Source organism: Dokdonella sp. GW821-FHT11D02, assembly GCF_058808595.1.
Map to the genome: position 1 here is coordinate 3,366,074 of NZ_CM179520.1, position 22,556 is coordinate 3,388,629.

Here is a 22,556-nt window from a genome sequence, read left to right on the forward strand (position 1 = left end):
TGTATTGGTACTGATCGGGATACTGGCGGTATCCCGATCCCCGCGTGTCGCTGCGTCTGCGCAACTAGATTCGGAACCGTCGCGCGGTATGGGTGAGCGTTTCGACACCAGCTACGTGGCAATGAATCGATCTATCTTCAGGCCCGCATCGGATGCTACTGACCTCTCAAGTGAGTCGGCCTCAAATCGGGCACGAGCCGACTCCTCGGCAAGATCTGCAATTCGGTTCTCAGTCTTCGTGGACAACCTGACGACCGGGAACTCCATGACATCGCCCGGGTCAAGATGGGGGATGCTAGTTCCGTACGCCTCGCGAATTAGGAGTGGCCTCCCATGCGTACGATGTGTCAGCGTCGTTAGCAAGTAACCTGGCCGAATCTTGGACGTGTCCGCAACGATTCGAATAAGGTCGTGGGAAAAGAATGTGTTGCTATGATGAGCTGTAAGGAGGGTGGCCGCACCGTTCGTTCCATAGGTCTGTCCCGAGCAGGCCATGACAATCCAATCGGGTTCAACGAAGTACTCAGAGTGACCGTCAGTCTGACAAACAAGGATCTTCTTTAGGCCTTGGGGACTGACGGTGAACAACTCGTCTGCGCTGATGTATGGGATACCCCCATCTCCGTAATAGCGCTTGAATCTGGACATCCACCAGACACGTTTCGTGACGTCGGCCAGGCGTTCAGATCTTTTGAATCGCTCCACAATTGCCGCCGCAACGGGAGAGTGGTAATTCGCCTCCAGCCTTCGTCGGTTGCGCAGGAAGGAATCCGAACTAACTACGAAAGCATCTTCATTCTGACGTGGCTCAAGAGGCCCCAGCTCTTCCGCAAAGAGACGGTCCGCTTCCTCCGCTAGATGGAAAGCCCGATTTCGAAGGCTCAGCAAATTCGCAACGCGAGTCGCAAATAGTTCCTGTTCCGACTCCTTCGCAATTGGCACCGGCAAAGCTGCCAGATGATGCGGCTCAATGTGCCGAATTATGCTCGCGTATTGAGATCCGCTAAGCATTGCCTGACCTTGGGGTGAGATAAGAAAGGCATAGACCCACCCAGCCTCGGAGGAATTTTTGGGGTCGATGCGCATAAAATGATGCGAAAGCAAGGAACCTTCATGCGCCTCCGTAACGAGCGTAGTGCGCCCTGGCGAGGCCGACGCCATCACGAGAATCTTTCCGGCCTTTGCGATTCGGCTCTCGGCTTTGGTTGTCTTTCCGGCAGCAAGAAATTTTCGGGGATTTGGACGAGTTTCGAATACTTGACTCGTATTCAAGTAAGGCACGCCGTGTTCTCGATCTACGAAAATCTGCTTTATCCGCGGCGGTGCCCATGCGCGCGCAAACTCACTAAATGGCTTCCAGTCTACCTTTTGTTCAATCGCTCGCCTGATAGCGTGTCCCGAAGACAAATAGGTTGAAGCTTCAATTCTCCTGTCGCCAGAAGCAAACTCAGCAGATGAAACCGTACGCGATTTCAACGAATGCCAGTGCCATTCTTCAGGCGGCCTAGGCTGGGCGGGAATTATTCTTGCTCGTTCAGCCATCTTTGGAACTCCTGTGCAATCTGCTGAGTGTTGTCGTCGACAACTTTCCGGACTCGCTTCTCCCGGCGAAAAACAGGAATTCCTTCGTTCCAATCTTTAATCAGTTCTTCTATTTCCTCGACGCGCTCATTTCCAACGGCGTCTCGAACGTACGAGATGTTACCTCTCTTGTCGTGCCCAACATGCTCCGCGAGAGCCATGAAGACCGGATAAGCGTTCATCCTGGATGCTGCGTTCTCTGCATCCATGAGTTGCTGAGACTTCCTCTGAATGACGAGCACGCTAGTCTGGACACTGACAAAAGGCTGGAATGTGTCGGGATGAAGGTCAATGCTCCCCAAAATTCTCGCATTGCGCATAATCCATTCACGGACATAGCCCAGCCCAGGAGATCCAAGGATACCGTCCGGCAAAACTATTGCGGCCCGGCCGCTCCCTGGCTTGAGAAGGCGAACGCACTTTTCGATAAAAAGAATTTCTGGGGGTTGCGACTTCTGGACCTTGTCACCTTTAGTCCACTTGTCGGCCTTCCTATCGTACGTCCAGTTATGGCCCAAGTCGTACTGTTCAAGAATTGCCGAGTCGGTGACTGGAATTTTCGAGCCGAACGGCGGGTTCGTAAAAATCAGATCTACGTTGCCGACTAGCTTTCGCTTCCGAAGGTCAGGATCCCAGACGTATGGCGACTCCAGGGAGTTCGCTTGGAACAAACCCCCAGCCCCATCGTTGTTCATGACCATGTTCATCTTGCTCGCCTTCACCAACTCGGGGTTGAAGTCGAGGCCAACGATGAAGTTCTCCGCGAATTTCTTGATTCGCTCTCGAATCGCTTTGTCGGCCCGTTCGGGTTTGTTCTCCCACTTTGCCAACTCGGCCTTCTTGATCTTTTCGATGACATGATTCATGGCGGTGATCAAAAATCCGCCCGTTCCGCACGCAGGATCCAAAATGAGTTGCTTTTCGTTCGGATCGAGCATAGCCACTGCCATGCTGCAGATGTTCCTTGGCGTGAAGAACTCGCCACGATCGCCTCGCAGATTCGAACCTACAATCTCCTCGTAAGCCCGACCCTTTACATCGATGTCACTCTCCAGCAAGGAATACATCTGGAGCTGAGAAACCAGATACGCAAGCACGACCGGTTTCAATTCGACTCCTTCGGAGTCCTTGAATATTGTCGGGTAGTCTTCCTTTACCTGGCTGAAGAGCTCATCAATTCGCTTCTGGACCTTCAACGGCCCGTTTACGCCGTTACGTTCCTTGGCGGAAGCATAGAATTCAACCTCGTCGTTGTGGCGCTCATCGTGAATCTTGCAGAAGATAAGCTTTAGCAGCTCCCAAAAAGCTTGGGGCTTCTGCAGCCCTTGGTTTCCTGCGATGTAGTTATGGCACCTGCGGAACGCGAAAAGAAGCGCGTCGGAGGTTGCCGGTTTTAGCTGTACAAACTTGGGACGATCTTCTGCATCCTCTTTTCCGAATTCTGGCAGGTCGGGAACCTCGATGATCTCTACGCCTCCCGCCTTCTCAGTTCGTCTGTAGCAGAATCTTTCAATTCCATTCGTCCACATGCCGTACGTAACGTTCGGGCAGGCTGACATGTAGCTTTGGAGCTGGCCGACGCCATCCTTCTTGTCTGCTGCCTTGATGGTTTTTGCTTTGCACTCCACGATAACTATGGCGCATTCCTGATTGTGTTTCGCGCCAGAAGGGAAGATGACGATATCTGCACGTGGTTTTCGAGTTCCGACACGGACGGTGAACTCGATCTCGATATCAGCCTTCGAGTATCTGTACTCGCGAACTAGAGATTTGGCAATTTCCTGACGGACGTATTCTTCAGGCGTTTCTCGGCGTTGCGTGCGCCCGTCTACGAAGTCGAGCACTTTGCCTTGCTCTACGATGATCGCTGAAATGTTCGAAATGCTCATCGTGTCTCTGGTAACAATATTTGTCCGGGAAAAAGGGGGCTCGGCAAAGAAATAGGGCCCACCCGGCCCCGTCTCATGACGCGTCGTTGGCGAATTTGTTAAGCTTTAGTTAAGCACGTAACTCATTGTATCTACTGTGTAAAAAACTCAACTTAGCTCTCGCCTCCTCCATTATTGCTCATATCCTCCCTTCTTGGGGACAGGGCTGCAGGTCTACTGCGTGGGCATGGATTGTTTGTGAATAATGTATATTTAGTTAAATAATCGTTAACTTGAATAGGCGTCCGGCAGGACGCGTCAGCCCGACGTCAAGGGGAATGGAGTAGGGGCGACCGCAACCACCCCTCTCTATCGCTATTGCACGCCCGATCAGCCACGCTGACGACCAGCTCCCGTCAAAAAATGATGACCCAGGTAGGCGCTGTGCTTTTCGCACTTCACAGGCAACGCACCTGCTTGAATCGGAAGGCTCCCGCTGCAGCGTTGTGAACCAGTGCCGCAAGCGAAGCTGGACACTTTGGCGCGTTTGTTCAGCAACAGCGGGCTAGGTCGCCGCGCCGAACTTCGACAACTCGCCCAGGCGTCCTAAGGTGAGATAGGATCGCGCTAGACAATGATGAAGTTAAAATCTCTGATCCACAAAATTCAGAATTTCGACACGGAATTCAGCCAAGCCAAAATGAGTAGGTGCACCTATGAAAATAAACATTCTCGTGGCATTTTCTCTGATTTTCACTTACAACCCTTCGCATGCCGAACCCCCAACGGGATTTGTATTATGCGACAAGTGTGAGATTGCAGTCGACTTTGAGAAAGCTGCAATAGATCAAGCTAACCAAACCGAGGGCTCGCATCAGGTATACGTTGGGAATACCAGTTCAGGAAAAGTTTTCTCGGTTAGCTACGACGTAAAAATTGACTCTAGCAGCAAAGGCGCTGTTTCAATAACCACCAGCTCCGTCGTAAGAGCAAGCAAGGGAGCTGAAGATCACTTCATGGATATGGTGAATCTGTACAAAGGAAAGGATTAGATATCATTTCGACGCAGGGATCAGGGAGCATTGAATGAAAGCCTTCATGTATTTCGTCGTGATATCCGCCGCTCTACTTATACATACTTCTGCCGAGGCAGGTGTCGAATGGATTATTTGTGACACATGCACCACGCCATCGGCATTCGAGGGCTCGGCAATTGAAGGAGTAGCCGGCAGGCTCGGAATATGGGGATTCTACGTTGGAAACAGCAAAACGGGAGAAGTGCGAAGGATCACGGTTAATGCTAGGCGATCCGGGATTGATCCTACTAGCGCAAATCAAATCCAGTCGGACTTGTTTCATGAAAAGGAAGACCTATCCAATAATAAAGACGAGGTCCAATCTCCTCCAAGCCCGCCGATAATTTACGAGATTTACGGCGATGTCCGCCAGTCAGCAGGCGCTGAAATACATTTCATGGATATTGTTGCACTGGCGATACCGCCCGGCGGTCCCCATGGGATAACCCCGATCGTGCTGCCAAGAAATCCGTCTTTCGGCTCCTTCGATGGAAGAAACCAAGACGCAGTACGTGACTACGCCTGGCAGAATATTGCCGCGCAGATATATTCTGTCAGAAGCACTTCACCCTACGATGAAGCGGCGCTCGCAGCTTTGAGTTCAGCGCTGGCCGCAACCTTCGGCGCCGCTCAGAAATGCTTCATTTTCAACAATGGAGATGTGGGCTGCTTTGTCCTTCCCACGACCGCAACGAGGGCGGCACCTTACGTCAGTGGCACGGCAAAGAATGCTGCTGGTCAGGCGATCGTCAGTGGTGGCGGCGGTGGCGGTGGAGGTAGCGGTGTTTCTGTCAGGCAGGGAAATGGCGGCTCCTACTATGGACCCACCCTGTATTCCCATACCGGCTCATTGTGGCTGTTTTGCACCATCGTTGACGGAAAGATCACCGACGCCCAGATCGTGTTCATCGCTGACTAGGCGGGTTGGGCTGGGGCGCTACGGCACGCATAGGTGTGCCCGATCAATCGAGATCGGGCACATCACCAGCTCGGAAGTGAATCCTAGGCTTGCCGTAGTCCCCGCCATCCTCGTCGACGTCCATCGAGTAGGCGACGATGCCGGCGTACTCGGCGGCGATTCGCTCGGCCCGGCGAGCGGCCGCATCGGGTGTGCTGAACTGCTGGACCTGGGTCGGCATGAGGCCGGAGCGCACACGCAGGAACGGCTGCACGACGTGGATGGTTTCCATGCTATCGATACCCCATCGAAAGGCGGCGCCTGTAAACGGGCTCGTGAACGTATTGCGAGATGCAGCGGTAATGGTGGAACGACGAGACGCCGTATCTCGACACCGTCTCGGAAGCTGACGCTTGCCGCAGCCAGCCGCCGCAGGTCGCGCAGAGGGTCACACCGGGCGGCAGGAGCTTTCCGGTCTTCGGATCGGTCTTGCGGGGAGTTTCCATGCCTTGAGGATCGCGTTTCGCAGTCTCAAGAAGTGCGATCTACATGGGATCACCCTCACGTAACATCCGTTGGAGTAGTGTTGGTAGGCGCTAAGACGCACGCCGTCACCCCTAGCGCCTCAGCCTTGCAGACTTCTCCGCCCCATCTCTGAGCATGCCCCTTCCACCCGAAGGGACGCGGCTTAACCCACCTCTGTTCCGCGCGACGGAACTCACTAAGGCCGATCTCGATGAGCCAGAGAAAGCCCTACCTCACATCCGTAACTACGAATCGCTTTGTCGCAAGAGCCGCCAATGATGGCGTCTCGGGCGACGACCAAACGAGGAATTCTCAAGTGAACGAAGACAAGATCAAGGGCCAGTGGAATCAACTTACCGGCAGGCTCAAGACCCAATGGGGCAAGCTGACGAACGATGACCTCAAGGTGGCCGAGGGCAGCAGTGAATACCTAGCCGGCAAGGTTCAGCAGCGCTACGGCATCGCTACAGAAGATGCGAAGAAGCAGGTCGAAGAGTTCGGTAGGAAGCTCTAGAGCTGCGGGGCGGTGTTCCTTGGGCACCGCCCCATCTACGATTCGATGCAGTCAGACAGCGACATGGCGCGCCGATCTCAGTACGCAAATGGAGAGTCTAAAATGCACGCAGCGAACAAGGAAAAATTCATTGGATCACTGTTCGGCGATATCGAGTACATGGCCGAGTACATCAACGTAGCGCGGACCCATCGCGACGTGACGGTCTGGCTCAACACCAAGGCAGAATTGGTGTGCGATGACGTCAACGTAGCTCCTGACCTTCCGCCGGAGCGCTTGTTGGGCACATACGGGCTTGGAGGCGAGGTGGCCGATATTCAGCAGGATCTGATCGTGTTTCGAGGCGAGCACACGTCGAACGCGATAATTTTCTGAGTTCCTAGTTTTGGGCGTGGCAGAGGCGGCAGTACGTGCTCCCCAGCCGAGAGCCAAAACCACGCGATCGGTTTGACTGACTATGTTGCCTGCGTGAACCTCACCGGCCACGTGAAGTAAGGGCTATCGGTTTCGTTTAGGTCGCCGAGCTGGGTCGGTCGAGCGAGCATCATCCCCTGTTGCAGGAAGTCGGCCTGGAACTCGTAGCCGCTCGCGCTCTTGGTCGTCGGGTTGACCCCATCGTGCGCGTAGTCGCACACTGCGCAGAGTCGAGTTGTTGCGAGGAGTCCGCGCAGCCGACGAACTGCGATCGGCGTGTCTGGGTTGCTGCCCGACAGAATCGAGTCGCCGACGTACACATCCTTGCGCGTGAAGATGCCGAGCGTCTCGGCCATCGTCTCTACTGGCTTGCGCATCAGTGGGTACGCCTGCCCTCCTCGCGTCGTATCCCAACCCGTGTTGTCGACCATTCCACTACCAGGTGACGATCGGCGCAGTGTGGGCATCGATGTGAGGCGTCCTGCGAATATTTCGCCCACCGCGAAAGCGGTAGAGGCCGGGATGCTGGCGACGCCGTTCACATCGTTGAAAATCCAAATCGAAAACTGCGTCCCCGCCTGCACGGTTGTCGGGACGACCCAGGCCGACATCTCGCCTAGCGCGCCGACGACGAGGCGTTGATCGATGCGCGTGGGATTGTTTCGCCCGATCCTCGTTAGAGTACCTGCGGGCAAACCGAGCACATTGACGATGCCCATGAGTCCAAGCACCGGAGTGGCATCGAGCGGGGATGTCACGGTCGCCGTGATTTGCACATAGCTTGCCGTCGTCATCGCGCCTGCGGGCCACTGTATGCTCGTGACGGTTCCGCTGCGACCGTCCGCCATATTGGTTGGATCGGTGAGGAACGTTGCCCCAGCGGGGCTGCTCGCGATCGAGAAAGTCAGGCCGTAGCCGCCGTATCCGAGAAGCATTAGAGAAGCACCTCCAACTCAACTTTGCCGGCCGCGGGATAGAGCGTCGGCCCGAGGACGAAGAACGGCAGCTTGAACAGCCCTTCATCCCCGTAGGTCACGAAGCCGACAGATCCGGGCTGAACCATTCGGAGCGGAATTTTCATCGTTGCGCCGAAGGCATCGGGATTGTCGAAGACGCAAGGAATTCGAAGGATCGGGCGGATACCAGTAGAGACGAATCCGTCGGGATACACCTGGGGCGAAAACATCTTCCCGACTCGATCTACTTCGCGCTGACCTGGCTCTTCCTCGAATATGAGGGTGTGGAATGCCGGTGCGTTTATCGCGTGCGAGTAGTGACCTGCCGGTGTGATCGTTGCCGTGCGCTCAAACTGCGACGTGCGCTTGAACCGCTCGCGCAGCTCAAGTGGCAGCCCGGTCTCATCCGTCACGAAGTCGCTATCTGTGGGAGGCGACCAATTGCGCCGTATGCCGAAGCGAGTCGTCAGGTACTCCGCGTTGCAGATCGAGAACCCTATGGGGCCTTCGATGACCGTTTCGTCGAGGTCGAACGTAGGCGTCAGAAGACGCGGGTCCTCCAGGCGGACAAATCGAATCGCACCGCTGGCATCCGTGTACTTGCCGGCGCAGAACGAGTCGAGCGCCTCCTGGATGGCATCGAGTCGGTTAGGCGCCTCGCTGAAGTAGCGGCCGATCGTATATCCGGCAGCAGCGTCGATCGCCTGCGTATCTGTCGAGCTCCAAGCTGCAGCAGTGTCGGTGCCTCGGTTGTCGAGAATCTCTCGGATGAAACTCGTCAGCGTGATGCCCTGCATCGGCAAGTCGATGAACTGCCCTAGCTCCTCGACGACGAGGTCAGTCCAAAGCGTCACGAAGTCAGAGGCGAAACCCGGATCGCCGACGCCGATCACATAGATAGGTCGGCTTGCTCCTGGTGGGCACGTATAGGTGAACGTGAAGTCTTGCGCGCTGAAGAGCGGCGACGTCAGAGGATCACGTCCAGATATTGAGCCGTTCGAAGAGCTGGTCAGATCGGTGCGCAGGAGAAGTCCGCCTTCCTGGCCAAAATTGCCAAGGGCCTTAACCAGCTTGACCGAGATCCGATACGTGCGGCCCGGAACAAGAGCGGCCGGATAGGACATGTACTGCCCGAAGCTGCTGGTCTGCGGGCTGTAGCGCCGTTTCGTGGCGATGCCGGCAACGAAGTTCTGGATTGAATTCGTCGCGTCGTAGCGAGTGATCGTGCCGTAGGCTGGATTGCCGTAGGTCCACCCTGTTGGCGGCAGTGCCGGATTCGGCCAGGTCTGCAATCGGCCAGCGCCAGCGAGAATGTCCGCGTTGCCCGGAATAGGCGTCTGCGATCCCACAGAGCTGCAATCGACGGTCAGCTTCCCTACGGGTGCCGTATCGAGCTGAATGCACGTCGCGTTTCTCGCGGGGTTGTATTGGGGCGGGTCCGCGTTGACGTCTAGCAGCGCGCCTTGATCGCGCACCGCCGTGACATTCGTGATCGCCGCGTCTGCGAGCTGGTAGACGTCGTTCGCCACATCGACAGCTGGCGGAGTGACGTTGTAGCAGGCGCCGAGCAGCAGAGGCAGTGAGCGCATCGCCACGCCCGAATCGACGAATGGCGGGAACCTGCGCACCATCACCTGGCGATCGTTGCGCGTGATGTTGTCTCGCAGGGTCAGCGTGATGATGCCGTCGGCGCTGGACTTCGCATCGTCCAGGATCGCCGTTATCAGAACGCGCTCTGCGCCCAAATCTCCCGCAGCACCGAACGCCTTGGCCGGAGGGACTAGGAATTGGATTCGACTATCGCGGAGGTCGGCACGCAGTAGGAATGCGTACGCGCCGTCTTTGTTGTCGATCTGAAGTTCGCCGTATGCAGCGTCATCCTTCTCGCCGTGCCCGTCGATCGGCCACCAGCTCGGACGCTTCCGAACAAAGAACCCCTCTGGATTGATGATGCGTGGCTTGAACTCCGCATTGGGCGGATTGTCGCCGGGATGCGTCGTATACCCTTCCTCGTACAGGCTAAGACGAATCGTCGGGATGCCTTCCGTGTTGTCGATGTACCAGCCCTTGGAGTCGTAGCGAGGGATCGCCATGCGTCAGCCTGCGATGATCTTCGGAAAGTCGAGCGGCGGCGCGCAGCGGATGAAGGCTTTGATGTCACCCGCCTCCCCGCCGCTGATCGTGATAGATGGCACGAAGAAGGACCCTGCCGGCGGGTTCAGTCCGCCGATGTAGTTTCCCGAGACATACCACTCGACGCGGCCGTTGGTCGCCGAGCAATACACGCTGATGCATAGGCGCTCGACCGCCATTGGCACGGCGACAAGCCCGAGGTTGTTCCACATCAGCGCGCCAGTGCCTGGGAAGTAGCCGTAGGACAGGTTGTCTTCGCCAGTAGCCTTGTCGAGTGGTGAGCCGGCTAACGCCACGCCTACCGAAACGCGACTGCCTAACGCCGCTTGCAGGTCACTATAGAAGTAGACCTCGAAGCTTCCGTCGCCAGCCGCTTTGGGCACGGTGCCGAGAATCTTGCGGCTGTTGCTTAGGCCAGCTTGACTAGTCGTGACAATCGCTAAACCGGAGTCGAGCAAGAGCCCCGGACCGACCGACTTGGGGTCCAGTGTCGAGTAGACGCGTGAGGTCATAGTGTGAGAGATGCCGTGGAGCCGGCTGCGCCAGCCGTGCCGGATTGCGTGGGCGGTGCTCCGGATGCAGCGCTTACCGACACGGTTTGATCGAGCACGGAGATCGCTGTGATGTTGCCGCCGCGTGCTCCGTCACCACCGCGGCCGTTGCGCGCCGCGTTTAGCGTGTTGACTGCACCGTTACCGCCGCTGCCGCCATTCGCGCCGATGAGTGCAGCAACAGCGACGCCAGTACGAACCGCATAGACGATGTGTGCATATCCGCCGCCTGCCCCGCTACCGCCACCACCACCGCCGATGTTCGCGTTGACCGAGCTGCAGAAGCCGTTGCCGCCATTCCCGCCCGGAACATTGATGCAGCGCGCTGCCGTACTGCCGTTCGTGCTGATCTCGTAGAAGTAGATCGCGAGAACTCCGCCCCCTGTTCCGCCGCCGCCGCCGTTTCCTCCGCGATTTGTGCCGTCGTTGCCACCGTAGCCGCCGCCCATCCCTCCCGCGCCGCCGCGAATCAGCGTGACGCCGAAGAACAGCGGCTGGAATGCCGTGCGAACCGGCGTGGCGAAGCCGAAGCCGCGGGGAAAACCACGTGCACTACCAGTCGCCGCAGAGCCGTTTCCGCCAGCGCCCGAGCCAGCCGTTGTGTTGACGTTTCCACCGTTTCCGGGGATAGCATCGAACCCCGGTTGTCCTGGAGACGTACCGGCGCCAGACGTTGCTCCTGCCCCGCCGAGACCGCCGTTGATCGAACCCCACAGCGTCGCGTCAGACACGCCAGCACTGCCGCCTGGAGTCGTCGATGTCGCGTTGCCACCGTTGATGTTAGTCGGATCCGCCGCAGTGATTGTGTTGGCCGGGCAACCGTCGAGGGTCAGGCGTCCTGTCCCGTAAATCTTGAATCCGGCCGTGACGAGGTTGACGCCCGGCGAGATCGTCATGTCAGTGGCGTAGACGTCCCGAGCCAGCGCATATCGCGATCCTACGAGCTGCGCCCACGGAAAAGTGTTCGTCCCATTGAGCACGCAAGCGCCATCGCTGCCGTCGCCGAATATCTGAGCGAGGAAGTTGATACCGACAGGAGCGCCTGTCGCATCCGCCACCAGAAACGAACCTCGCGGAGATGATTTCACAGGCGCAGCGACGATCAATCGATTGACGCCTGCTAAGGTGACATTGATGATCGTTCCGAATCCGTCCTGGACTGCGAACGTCGGTTGCACATAGTTCACTGGCGTCGCAGCCGTCGGAACACCGGTTACGACACCGAGGCTGTCCATCTGCAGCCCCGCAGGCAGAGCGCCGGAGATGATTGTCCAGCGATACGGCTCGCGGCCTACGGGCATCGGAGCGAACGCCCAACGGATCGTGATGCGCCCGCTCACGCGAACGCCCATGAGCATGTTCTTTAAACCGTCGGATATCTCGACCGTTGATCCGACTGCAGCGAACGGCGAATTGATCTGGACTTTCACATTAATGTCGAGAGTCGCCGATCCCTTCGTGGCGCGAACGACGAAGTAGTAGTAGCCCTCTGTGTTGGGTGTGCCTGAGAGGACTCCTCCGGAGCTCAACGTGAGGCCCGCGGGTAGCGTTCCGCTTGGCGACGTGAAGGTGATGCCCGTCGGGCTGCCGGTCGAGTCGACAACGCGGAACTGGTGCGAATACGGGACCAGTACAGCGCCAACCGCAATCTTCAATCCAGTCTGCCGCAGCCCACTATCGACATCGAGCGCGAACGATCGCGGCGGAGAGACCTGAGATGCCGAATCCTGCACCTGGACGATGACCGGGTATCGACCCTGTGTCGTCGGGGTACCAGTGACGACGCCGTTCGTCGCCGTCGTCAGCCCTGGCGGAAGGCTTCCGCTCAATATCGAGAATGCGTACGGCGGAACTCCGCCCGATGCGACGAACGCAAAGCCCGTCGCTGGCTTGCCGACGACTAGCGTGAACTGTCGCGTGATGTCGGGGACCAGCGGCGGTCCCTGAACATCAGGGATGACGGTGGCGAGGAGCTGACGACGAACCGTCATGGATAAGGCACTCCCGGCGCGCGACGGTTGCGGCTCGGCGGAACGATGATCCGATCGAGGTTGCGGTTCATTCGATCGAGCGCGCCAGCGACAGGGCTGTCGTTCTGGCCCAAAGTTCCGACATAGGAATTGCCGCCGCCCGGAGAGTTGAAGTTGATGCCGCTCGTGCGCAGGAGACGGTCGAGGCGATCGCCAAGACGATTGATCGCATCCACGATCGAGGTCGCGTTCTGCTTGTTCGAGTCCTGCGAGGCGATGATCTGCGCGATGTATGCGCGAGTCTGCTCGTCATTGAGCCCAAGGCCATTCTCGAACGCTTGGATGTCGACCTTCATGCCCGCCAAGACTGCTTGCCAGTCCTGGCCCTTCACCGCGGCGATCTCGGCGATCTGTTGAGCGAGCGTCCGGTACTTGTCGAGTTGCGCCGCTGCCTGGAGCTCGTCGCGCTGCTTTAGCAATTCCTCGAGGCGCTTAGAGTCCTCTGCGGAAAGACCACCACCAATGGATGAGGTGGACGGACCTTGCGATCCAGACGACGACTGGACTCCGCCGTACTGCTGGACCATCTTGAACAGGTCGTTATAGGCCTGGCTCGAGGCGTACAGACGGCGACCGATCTCGAGGACGTCCTCCTGCGAGACAGTACCGCTCCGAAGTCCCGCAAGGGCCGTCTGGAGCTTCTCGCGATCGTTCAGCGGCGATAGATTACCGAGCAGCAAGTTTATTGCGCTCACGGCCGACTGCGCCGCACCCTGCATCGCGGAGCCGAAGTTCTGGACGGGCGTCGCGCTGCTGCCTGCCAAGTTCTGCAGGCGCTGAATCTCGGCGTTGACCTGATCGAGCGAACCGACTGTCGTAATGCCGAGATCGAACGCGCCGGCCTGCGCGGTTTGCTCAAGCTGTAGGAGCAGCTCCTGCTGCTTCTGAAGCGCCCACTTCTGGATATTGACCAGATCCTGCGTGGCCGCGCCTTGCAAGCCGGCTGCCTTCGCAAAGGCATTCGCCTGTCGGATGTACTCTTGCATCTGGTCGAACACGCCAGCCAGCGACTGCTGGAACGAATCGACGTAAGTGGTCGGCGGCTTGAACTGCGCGACAAACTGCGTGTAGTTCTGCGAAGCCTGGATCAATCGCTGATACGTCTGGGCCAGCGTCTCGCCGCCGGCTTGCATCGTTCTGATGTAGCTTTCGATCTCTGCGACCGTCGACTGACCGGTAAGCAGTTTCGTGCCGGCTGCGAGGTCCGCCGCTTCACTCGCGATGCGATCGTAGGTCTGCCCGAGCGACTCGCCGAAATCCTGCACGGTGCGCAAGAACGCTTCGATGTCCGCTACCGAATCAGGTCCGACAAGGATGTCCAAGCCCTGCCGGATGTTCATCGCCTCAACGGACAGACGACGGTACGTGTCGGTGATCGACTCGCTGCCGTCCTGGAATTGCTTGGCGAGTTCGAAGGCGCCTTGCAGACCCTTGCCGCCGCTGACATCGATGCCGTTTTTCAAGTCGCGTTGCGCGTACTGCATCGCAGTCGCGACGTCCTGCACCGCCTTGACGTACGCCTCAGCGTCACGGATGTACTGCTGCGTGTACCCGGTCGCATCCACGCCAATCTGCTTCAGCGTGGCGAGATAGCTCTCCGCCTGGATGCGCATCGCGAACTGCTCTTGCGTCTCCCCCTGGTACTCCACGCCGTTGACGATCGATTTCGTCGAAGTGACGTTTCCGTTCTTGTCAAACTCCTGGCGGAACGTGCCCGAGGTGACCTGTCCAACTGTCAGCCCAAACGCCTTCGCAAAAATCGTGGACTGATCCTGGAGCGCTTTGAAGAAGCCGTTTGCCGCGTCGATTTGCTCCTGCGAGGGAGTCAGAACTTTCCATTCGTGGTAGCTGCCTCCGAACAACGGCTTTCGTCCAGTGAAGTCCGCGCCGACTCCAACGGATGCGCCTCCAGGTCCAACATTGAGATCACTCTCACCACGTCGAAACTTGTTCGCGCTCGTGCCGAACAGGCTTCCGCCAGAGAGCTTGTCGATGAGCATCGCGGCCATTGCCGCCCAGCCAATTGGGCCGAGCGCACCTGCTCCCAGTGCAAAGCCCCCGCCGGTGGCCGCAGAACCAAGTCCCATGGCGAGCGAGTAGGTTCCAAGACCATACGCGGCGCCGCCCGCAAGACCACTCGCTAGGTTGTATCTGTCCTGGAATCTGTTGTACCCGGCGTAGAGTCCGCCCGCGATGCCAAGTCCACTCGTCAGCCCGGATGGCTGGAAAACGTTGCCGCCCCACGAGCCGAGATTCGTGGTCGAACCAAAGATGCTCGACGTGAATCCCGTGTTGGTACCAGCCCAGAATTTCGCAAAGCCTGTCGAGAATCCAGACCACAAACTCTTTCCCGCGCCAAGCCAGCTACTCGGCGACATGATGTCAAAGGTGCCGCCGCCGCTTGCCGCTGTGCCGCCGAGACCGCCGAGACCGCCGAAGAGTCCACCGGCGTTCGCCATCGTCGGCAGCAGCGACATGCCGCCTACGGCCATGGAGCGGCCGAAGATCTGGTTCAAAAGCGGATTGATGACCGCCAACTGGCTGAAGTACGAAACGATCTGGCCGACAACGTTTTTCGCGACATCGGCGAGTCCTTTCATAAGGCTCCCACCGTTGACGAGAATGTCCGCGAAGGTCTGCGAGATGTTGGAGCCTGCCGACTCCCAGATGTTGACCCAGCCGCGGGCCGCCTCTTTCTGCTCTTCGAGAGCCTCACGACGAATCGCAATCAATTCTGCGAGATCTTCGACTTCTTTCCTTCTCGCATCAGCGAGTTCGCTTGTCTTCTCGATTCCATCCTTGACTAGCGCGTTCTCAATCTCTCGCCCTCGATTCGACCGCTCTCTCTGAGTTGCAGATTTTTCGATCTCTGCGTACTCGTCCCTGAGTTTCTGAATGAGGCCGTCCGTTGCTGTAACTCGTTGGCCGATTGCTATCGTCGCTTTCTGGTGAGCGTCCTTGGTGGCGTTGATCGCTATCGCGAGTTGCTCCTGTATTTGCTTTTCAGTGAGCAGCGCTGGTGGTAGTGCTGTTAGCGCCTTTGCGGCCCTCTCTACGGCTTCGCGATACTCCGTGATCGCCTTGCCGCCAGCTTCGCCCAGCAAACGCAGCGTCTTTGTGAACTCCTGGTTCTCCTTTTCGAGCGGCGACATCTCTCCACGAACGCGCTCAAGGATGCTGGCAATTGAGGCCATAGCCGAAGCTTGACCCCGCTCCGCCGCTTCAAGCCCCTTGAGGGCCTGGTTGCGCTCGTTGATTCCCTCCGTGTCGGCGTACTCCTTGTTCAACTGCCGAATGCGTTCTACCTCTGCCTGGTCGACGGACATGCCGTTGATCTGCGTCACCCCCGAGGCGCGGATCGCGTCGTAGGCCCTGCGGGTCTCCTCGAGCGCCTTCGCAAGTTTCGTTTGCTTGTCCGCGTGGCTGTCGAGCGCCTTGCTCTGCTCGTTGAGTGCCTTGACTCCCTCATCTTCGAGAGTTCGCATGTTACGTTCGCCCATCGCGACCGCGTCGTTGATCTCGACGCGTTCTTGCAAGCTCGCGATGAGCTTCTTGTTCGCGGCGATCTGTTCGTCGATGTATCCCTGCGGGCGGAATGCGGCATCGAAGCGGGCGACCGCTCCACCAATGCCCTCGATCTGAGTCTTACGCTTCCACTCCTCGAGATCGAACTGCGTTGCGAACGCGGCGCTCAACTGCGCCTGCAGGTCTGTGCGGCCGATCGACTTCATCGCCTCCCAGGCGCCACCAACGGCATCGCGCACGCCTTTCCAGGCGCGCTCAATCCCCCCAGCGTTGTCCACCACAGCCGCAGCGCGGCGCTCGGATTCGTCGGCAAATGCCCGGAGGGCAGCTGTCGTCGCATCCTGGGTCTGACCTTGCCGTTCGAGCGCCTGGATGTGTTCGTAGGCCTCTGCGGTGAGAAAGTGATATTGCTCGGTTAGCTTGACGACGGCTTCGGACGGCTTGTCTGCGAGCTTGAGGTACTCACTAACCGCCTTGTCCACCGACTCGCCGGTCATCGTCGCGAGTGCAACTGCACCGCGACCTGCGAGTTCGAGCTGTTCGCCGGTCAGCTTCCCGCTCGAGCCCAACTTGGTGAGCGCGGAAGCTGCATCCCCGTAGCGTCCGGTGGCGTCGCCGATCTTGATGGCCGTGTCGTAGATCTGTCCGCCAGTGACGCCGAGCGCGCCGCCCGTCGAGATCGTGATTCGCTCGAAATTCTGTTGCTCTCGGCTTCCAGCGAAGTAAGCGGCCGCGAGACCGCCCAAGACTCCAACAAGACCGCCTATGCCAACGACGAGACCGCCAATCGACCCGGTGAGCACGCCTGCGCGACCGACGAGGTTGACGAGCGTTCCCTGCAGTGCCGTGAAGTCGCCGCGAGCGATCTCGCCGAACAGGCTCGCAAGCTCCCGCCGCGTTCCGGCAGATGCCAGCGAGAATCCGTGCATGCTGTCGCCCGCAGCGGAGACGGCATCGCGCATCTTCCCGATCTTCTGCGCATAGACGACGTAGTCGTCTTGACCGAGAGTCCCAGCTTTGCGGGCATCGCGAAGCTGGCGCTCCATCGTGTCGAGCTCGCCGAGCTTCCTGACTGCAGGATCGATGCGACCTAGGAGGTCAGAGATGGAGTCGGCCTGCTTCTTGACCTCACTCGTGGTGGCGGCCGCAGCGCGATTGACACGCGCTTCAGCATCCTCGAAAGCCTTCAGACGCGCACGCATGGCCTCTTGGGTATTGGCGCGGGCCTCAAGTGCAGCATTGAGCTCCGCGACCTGCTTCGCCGATGCGCTGGCACGCTCGCCGATAGCGCGCTGGCTTAGCTCGATTCCGCCGGATGCTTCCCTCGCCGCGATAGACGCCTTCACCATGTCCTTGATGCGATCCGTCGACTCCATGATCTGCGCGGCGGCCTGCTGCACCTCGCGCTGCATTCGCTGCGTGCCTGTTTCGACACGGCGCGAGGCAGCGTCAAGCTTGTCGAGATTCTCCGCGGCCTGGATGGCGGGGCTCGAGTCGATAGCGAAGCCAAGCTGGGCGATATCCAAGTTCGACCTCTCTGAAACGTAAAAGGCCCGCCGAAGCGAGCCTTAGAAATGAATAACCCCGCCGGAGCGGGGTCAGTGGTGGAACGTCGTCCGATATTCTTTGAGCCATCAGCGCAATCTGATACTAGACCAATAGCTCGGCACTCTCCTGCTCTGCGCGCGGCAGCACCTGCAGCGCATTGACGACCATCAAGCGCGGTCGCCCCTCACGGTCAGTCTCGTAGTCACCACTCACGCGAACAAATTCACCAATCACTCGCTTAGCCTCGCTCGGCGCCATGTCTCCCACAATGCACCTTAGACCACCGATCCCAGGAACGTTCCTGAGATGGAAACGACGAGCATCTAGATCAATCTCGCGTAGCTCACCGGTAAAGGCGCCCGATTTGCGATCCATGAGCTGGGGACGATCGATCGCTTCCCTAAGCACTACACGCTCTCGCTGAGATAGCTCTGAGCTGGGTATGCCCGGCGATGTGAGGTCCAACGTATGGATTCCACGGCGACCGGTCGGAGCAAGTTGATACAGAGCAGTCAGCGTGGCGTCTCGACGGGCGGGATCTGGTATGAGTTGGCGCACTTCGGGATATACCGCATCGTCGCCAATCATTGGCGGCACTTCTGGCAACTGGCGGAGTGCCTCACGAACGCCTCGTATTACGGGATCATCTCCCGGCCGAAGTAACCCTTCATCTGGCGCCTCAACCGCGAAACCAGCATACAGGCTGCCAGGTGCGAATCCTGTCAATCGCAAATCAAGTGCTCGCATGAGCCGCTGAGCATCACGGTTAGCAAGGTCAAACAAGCTGCCAGACAAACGCCGAATTACGCGCTCTGCGGTGCCAGTCAACCAGTTCACTGCGGAGAGCCGAGGCGCGGCGTCGCGAACTGCAGGCCCTTCAGCGTGCAGCACCAAATCGGAAGAATCCATAAGGTGCGCCAGCGGCAGGCTGGTGCGGATCACGTCCATCAGAATATCGCGACTGGCCCCAACAATTTGCGTAGGCGTTACGTCGATTCCCAACTTTTGCGCAAGCGAACCCTCGGCCACAAGGTTCTCAAGCAGTCCCATCAGCTTTTCGTTGGAGAACTCTGTCCAGTTCATGGCCGCACCCTCAAGATGCCCTTCGGATGCCTCGGCGCAAGCTGCAAACGCTGGGCTGTCTTCTCGCCCACATACTGAAAGTATGCGCCCAAGTCCATTGGAATGTTGGGGTGTCTAGGGTAGAAATCGACACGGTAAGCGGTCTTCAACTCATCATGGCGTTGCCAATGCAACGATAGAGCCGCCATGGATACCGCGTCAGGAAGATTCGTGCAGTCAGCAACCAAGTCGATGTCGGGCGGGACGTCCTTTCGAGTGACGAAGCTACCGTCTAGCCATAGAGGTGCAGGCCTCAGCGCGGGGTACTCGATAGCGATAAATCTTGCGAAGTCGCTCCATAGATCGCGCCGATGGTCATTCCAGCACAGCATTCCAGCGACGTCACCGAGCGTGCAATCCCAGATTCCAGGCGGCAGCAAGCCTAACCCATCAAACGGCGGAATCCCCATCACGTCAGCCCCTCATGTCACCCCTCTGCGACACAAAGAGGATAGCGCAATGGACGATTCTGGCATGTACGCAGACAGAGAGAGGGGTTGTAGGAAAATTCCTACATCGAAGTGTCGCAAACGACGATCTCAGATCCTCAGACTGAGACGATTAGGGATCAGCTAGAAATGTTCGCCCCCGGCTGCACTGCTCGTAGCGGGCTCCTTCCTTACCTCTTCCCGATACGCATGATCCATCGCCACGAGCAGATCGACCTCCTCCGCTAGGACTGGCGTATGGGTCATCTCCGTCCAGGCGCGAATGTCGAGCCAGCCCAGTGGATCGGGGCCAGTAAGGCCCGGCCTCCGCTGCGACGACAGCAGCCAGAACCAACCCCAGACGTGCTCTACCGCAACCGGGATCTCCGGGTCTTCGGGTGTCTTGTGCGACATCCCGAACCGAGCATTGCGCTCGGCCCGGGTTTCGCCGTTCTCGTCTCGCGAGTTGTAGCGAACGTGATAGCGGATGGCCTCAGCCAGCGCTTCCCTCATCTCCGAGAAAAAAGGCGGCCTCGTCCCCCAGGGCGTCGTCAATCTGGGCGCGTACCCAGGTCAGCTCTTTGTAGACGCGGCGGATGTTCTCGGGCGTGGCGTCGGGCTTTGCATCGCGGAACGTGAGATCGCCACTCCATTCCCAGCCGGCCGTAGCGGCTACCAGGACGTCGAGAGCGTTCGCTTCCATCTTCTCCGCGCTGACCTTGCCGCGGTTCTTAAGCGCTTCGTTGGTGTGCGCGCGCTTGACGCGCACGATCTCCGGCGCGCTGGCCGGTCGAAGCTCGATCTTCAGTCCGATGGCTTCGGCGCTGGCGGGGCTAACGATGTCGACCGTTCGCGTCGACGGCGAAATGCTACAGATATCCATGTTGTCTCCTATCGGGGATGTCTCCAAAGGAAGGCGCGGCATTCACGGGGGAGACGCCCGCTTTCGGCAATCGCCTATGCCGCGCCGTTCGGTTACGGCGCTGGCACGTTGAGGACCTGGTTGGCGCCGACGGTGTAGGTGGCAACGCGGAAGTCTTCGTTGCCGCCACCGCTGTACTTCGGGCCACCTACGGGGCCGCGTACATAGCGGATGTCGCCGTTGGTGAAGGCGATCTTGATCGCGTAGTTGGCGCTATCGCCCGGGTCGGCCACAGTGTTCAGTGCGACCTGACCCAAGTCGGCGTTGTTCTCGGCGCACTCGATCGTGACGTTGCCGCCATCGGTTTGACCCTTGGCCTTAAGCACGAGATCTCGATCGAGGACGGAATACGAGACCATGTTCGTGTCGTAACCGTGTTCGCCGATCTTTCCAACGTTACCAATGAGGACCCACGTCAGTGCCGCCGCGGTCACTTCGGTGAGATCGTTGTTCTGCGCCGTCGAGCACACGCTTACCGCTGCATGCGCGTTGGTCTGCGGATTTGCCATTTCTGTAACTCCATCGATGGTGGTGCCGCGGAGATGCGGCTTCGCCCGCAGAGTGCAGGCGCTGCCCGGATGTGCACACCCGGATTCGGGGCAACAAAAAAGGCCGCCCAGTGGCGGCCTTCGTGCGGGTTGGTGGTTGCTGCTAGGAGCTGACGCCGCCGCTATAGCGCACGGTGACCGGAGCACTGATTCGGTCGCTGCTGGGAAGCACGGTCGACACCCAAGGCTTGCGTTCAACCGTCGTCGGGCCGAGCTTCGTGCCCTTCGCGAACAGGTCGATGATTCTTCCCGATAGGTCGGTTACGGCTCTAATGCCACTTCCTGGCCGCGCACAGCAAGACACCTGACCGAATCCACGCAGCTGCGATCCGTCATTGCCCAAAGTCAGGTTCCGCGTTTCATTGGGGAACCACGCGAGCTCGAGCCATTCGCCCGTCGTAGGCGGGACGAAGTGAACACCAGGCCAGGCGACAGGAAGCGGGGGTGATTGGGCGTCCGCAAAGGCATCGATCTTCGCTGCAAAGGCAGTGTAGATTTCAGTGTCGTAGGACATCAGCGGCGCGCCTGGTCAACGGCACGATCCACGATCTGCTGCCAGTTCTGCGCTGCCGATCGCATGAAGCCGTACCGCTCCTCCGCGTAGATGGCGTAGTCAGCCGTCCAGCCTGCGTAGATGGTTCGCCCAACTTCAACCCCCGCCAGCTTCAGCGTCACATCGCCACTGTCGTATGAATAGGGTTGGGCGCCGCCCCGTGCAGGGCCTGCGGGCATTCCATCGAACGAGATCTCCATGGAGGCGCGCAGGAAGCCGGTATCAACTGGCATCTTTCCACCCTCGCCTCCCGTTGGGCTTGCGACACTGGGGCCGACGCGCTGCGCCTCATCAATGAGGTCCGAAGTGGACTGGCGAAGGACCGCCGTCGCAGCGGACTTGCTCTTCTTCACCCAATCGCCAACTTGTGCTGAAAAGCTAAGAGCCATTCGCTCTCCCCTCCGATATCCAATCGATCTTGTAGCGGGCGATACAGCGGCACTGGATTACCTCTTCGGCCGGAGCGCCCTGGCTCGAATCCCCCGGAAATCGCAGACTGGCGCCTCGTGGTGTCACGAACGGTTCTCCAAATGGGACTCTCTGCCCCTGCATTTCCCTATGCGACTCGCGAACGCGCGGATCGTGGGCGGTCTCCCAGTACGCCGTTACGTTCTCGGCGCGCACGGTCCCCGCTCGAATTGCCTGCTGCATCGCCAAGTCGCGCCCCGCATTGAATCCTTCTAGCGATTCGGTTCTCGCGATGGTCTCTCCGCGAAGCTGCAGCAAGCGATCCGCGTATCGCGACACGATCTTGTCGATGTCTTTCGCGGTCAGCGACTTTCCGCTCTTGATCGCCTTGCGTACTACTGAGTCAAATCGTTTGTCGCGGCGCTTTCGGCTGAAGTACTCGACACTTAGCCGCTCGAGTTCGGTTCGAGCGTTCGACACATAGGTGGCCTGCTGCTCGGTCAGGCCGACGATTCCACCGACGCGGCTTCCGGTGGCTTGGTCCACTCGACCAATGATGTCGAGTGCTATCGATCTTGGGTTCCGACCCGCCTCTACGCCAGCGCGAACAACGGCGCGAATAGCATTGCGCTGGTCGGCCATGATGTCGGTTACAAGTTCAGCGCTGTGCTGTCGAATCCAGTTCTCGGCGGCAGTATTCCGAACATCGAATTGCACCAGGGCGCCGATACCAGCTTGCTCCTCGATTGACTCGCCGCCGGCTATCAAAGCGGTGCGAACGGCTTCGGTGAGAGGAGACAGTGCTTCATCACGGAGGCGCAGCACTACTGGTATTTCATCGAGGCGACCTTGCTCGAGCAGCTGCACGAGCGCATCAAGTCGAATTGCATCGACGATGCGACGAACGAAGCGCAGAAACGCAGCCAGAATGCCCGGCTTTTGCTCATCCATGCGCC

General features: G+C 58.7%; 19 protein-coding genes. 3 read left to right on the top strand and 16 right to left on the bottom strand.

What is annotated here, in order from left to right; genetic code table 11:
- Window positions 1–111: 111 nt before the first annotated feature.
- Together AC3QL3_RS14190 and AC3QL3_RS14195 are read right to left on the bottom strand one after the other, a co-directional pair.
- Window positions 112–1,542 (bottom strand): restriction endonuclease subunit S domain-containing protein, encoded by a 1,431-nt coding sequence (locus AC3QL3_RS14190; protein ID WP_492894682.1) that lies wholly within the window; start codon window positions 1,540–1,542, stop codon window positions 112–114.
- Window positions 1,521–3,470 carry a type I restriction-modification system subunit M gene (locus AC3QL3_RS14195; protein ID WP_492894684.1) on the bottom strand — a complete coding sequence of 650 codons (1,950 nt, stop codon included), beginning with the start codon at window positions 3,468–3,470 and terminating at the stop codon, window positions 1,521–1,523. Before AC3QL3_RS14195 ends, AC3QL3_RS14190 begins: the two co-directional genes overlap by 22 nt.
- 1,065 nt (window positions 3,471–4,535) lie before the next feature.
- Here AC3QL3_RS14195 and AC3QL3_RS14200 point away from each other — a divergent pair.
- Entirely contained in the window at window positions 4,536–5,444 is a 909-nt protein-coding gene (locus AC3QL3_RS14200; protein ID WP_492894686.1) for a hypothetical protein, read from the top strand.
- A 43-nt stretch (window positions 5,445–5,487) separates the two neighbouring features.
- Here the strand turns inward: AC3QL3_RS14200 and AC3QL3_RS14205 are convergent, their stop codons facing one another.
- Window positions 5,488–5,715: a hypothetical protein gene (locus tag AC3QL3_RS14205; RefSeq protein ID WP_492894688.1), complete on the bottom strand. Its 228-nt coding sequence runs from the start codon at window positions 5,713–5,715 to the stop codon at window positions 5,488–5,490.
- A gap of 549 nt (window positions 5,716–6,264) precedes the next feature.
- On the opposite strand from AC3QL3_RS14205, the gene AC3QL3_RS14210 reads away from it, so the two are divergent.
- Together AC3QL3_RS14210 and AC3QL3_RS14215 are read left to right on the top strand one after the other, a co-directional pair.
- Window positions 6,265–6,462: a CsbD family protein gene (locus AC3QL3_RS14210; RefSeq protein ID WP_492893963.1), complete on the top strand. Its 198-nt coding sequence runs from the start codon at window positions 6,265–6,267 to the stop codon at window positions 6,460–6,462.
- Window positions 6,463–6,564: 102 nt separating this feature from the next.
- Entirely contained in the window at window positions 6,565–6,837 is a 273-nt protein-coding gene (locus AC3QL3_RS14215) for a hypothetical protein (RefSeq protein WP_492894690.1), read from the top strand.
- An 80-nt stretch (window positions 6,838–6,917) separates the two neighbouring features.
- Here AC3QL3_RS14215 and AC3QL3_RS14220 read toward each other — a convergent pair whose 3' ends face one another.
- The 13 genes from AC3QL3_RS14220 to AC3QL3_RS14280 all read right to left on the bottom strand — a co-directional run bounded on the left by AC3QL3_RS14220 (window position 6,918) and on the right by AC3QL3_RS14280 (window position 22,551).
- On the bottom strand, window positions 6,918–7,811 hold the full coding sequence (locus tag AC3QL3_RS14220; RefSeq protein ID WP_492894692.1) for a hypothetical protein: 894 nt from the start codon (window positions 7,809–7,811) through the stop codon (window positions 6,918–6,920).
- Window positions 7,811–9,925 carry a hypothetical protein gene (locus AC3QL3_RS14225; RefSeq protein ID WP_492894694.1) on the bottom strand — a complete coding sequence of 705 codons (2,115 nt, stop codon included), beginning with the start codon at window positions 9,923–9,925 and terminating at the stop codon, window positions 7,811–7,813. Before AC3QL3_RS14225 ends, AC3QL3_RS14220 begins: the two co-directional genes overlap by 1 nt.
- A 3-nt stretch (window positions 9,926–9,928) precedes the next feature.
- On the bottom strand, window positions 9,929–10,477 hold the full coding sequence (locus AC3QL3_RS14230; RefSeq protein WP_492894696.1) for an SPRY domain-containing protein: 549 nt from the start codon (window positions 10,475–10,477) through the stop codon (window positions 9,929–9,931).
- The gene (locus AC3QL3_RS14235; protein ID WP_492894698.1) at window positions 10,474–12,507 is read right to left on the bottom strand and encodes a putative Ig domain-containing protein; all 2,034 of its coding nucleotides are present in this window, start codon (window positions 12,505–12,507) and stop codon (window positions 10,474–10,476) included. The genes AC3QL3_RS14230 and AC3QL3_RS14235 overlap by 4 nt, the downstream gene beginning before the upstream one ends.
- On the bottom strand, window positions 12,504–17,597 hold the full coding sequence (locus AC3QL3_RS14240; RefSeq protein ID WP_492894700.1) for a phage tail length tape measure family protein: 5,094 nt from the start codon (window positions 17,595–17,597) through the stop codon (window positions 12,504–12,506). The genes AC3QL3_RS14235 and AC3QL3_RS14240 overlap by 4 nt, the downstream gene beginning before the upstream one ends.
- 124 nt (window positions 17,598–17,721) lie before the next feature.
- On the bottom strand, window positions 17,722–18,702 hold the full coding sequence (locus tag AC3QL3_RS14245) for a hypothetical protein (RefSeq protein WP_492894702.1): 981 nt from the start codon (window positions 18,700–18,702) through the stop codon (window positions 17,722–17,724).
- The gene (locus AC3QL3_RS14250) at window positions 18,699–19,151 is read right to left on the bottom strand and encodes a DUF6932 family protein (RefSeq protein ID WP_492894704.1); all 453 of its coding nucleotides are present in this window, start codon (window positions 19,149–19,151) and stop codon (window positions 18,699–18,701) included. The genes AC3QL3_RS14245 and AC3QL3_RS14250 overlap by 4 nt, the downstream gene beginning before the upstream one ends.
- Window positions 19,152–19,313: 162 nt before the next feature.
- Complete coding sequence (locus AC3QL3_RS14255) at window positions 19,314–19,682, bottom strand: phage tail assembly chaperone (protein WP_492894706.1); 369 nt, start codon at window positions 19,680–19,682, stop codon at window positions 19,314–19,316.
- Window positions 19,663–20,052: a hypothetical protein gene (locus AC3QL3_RS14260; RefSeq protein ID WP_492894708.1), complete on the bottom strand. Its 390-nt coding sequence runs from the start codon at window positions 20,050–20,052 to the stop codon at window positions 19,663–19,665. Before AC3QL3_RS14260 ends, AC3QL3_RS14255 begins: the two co-directional genes overlap by 20 nt.
- 92 nt (window positions 20,053–20,144) lie before the next feature.
- Window positions 20,145–20,600 (bottom strand): hypothetical protein, encoded by a 456-nt coding sequence (locus AC3QL3_RS14265; RefSeq protein ID WP_492894710.1) that lies wholly within the window; start codon window positions 20,598–20,600, stop codon window positions 20,145–20,147.
- A 142-nt stretch (window positions 20,601–20,742) separates the two neighbouring features.
- Window positions 20,743–21,153 (bottom strand): phage tail terminator-like protein, encoded by a 411-nt coding sequence (locus AC3QL3_RS14270; RefSeq protein WP_492894712.1) that lies wholly within the window; start codon window positions 21,151–21,153, stop codon window positions 20,743–20,745.
- Entirely contained in the window at window positions 21,153–21,581 is a 429-nt protein-coding gene (locus AC3QL3_RS14275; RefSeq protein ID WP_492894714.1) for a hypothetical protein, read from the bottom strand. The genes AC3QL3_RS14270 and AC3QL3_RS14275 overlap by 1 nt, the downstream gene beginning before the upstream one ends.
- Window positions 21,571–22,551 (bottom strand): phage minor head protein, encoded by a 981-nt coding sequence (locus tag AC3QL3_RS14280; protein ID WP_492894716.1) that lies wholly within the window; start codon window positions 22,549–22,551, stop codon window positions 21,571–21,573. The genes AC3QL3_RS14275 and AC3QL3_RS14280 overlap by 11 nt, the downstream gene beginning before the upstream one ends.
- Window positions 22,552–22,556: the final 5 nt, after the last annotated feature.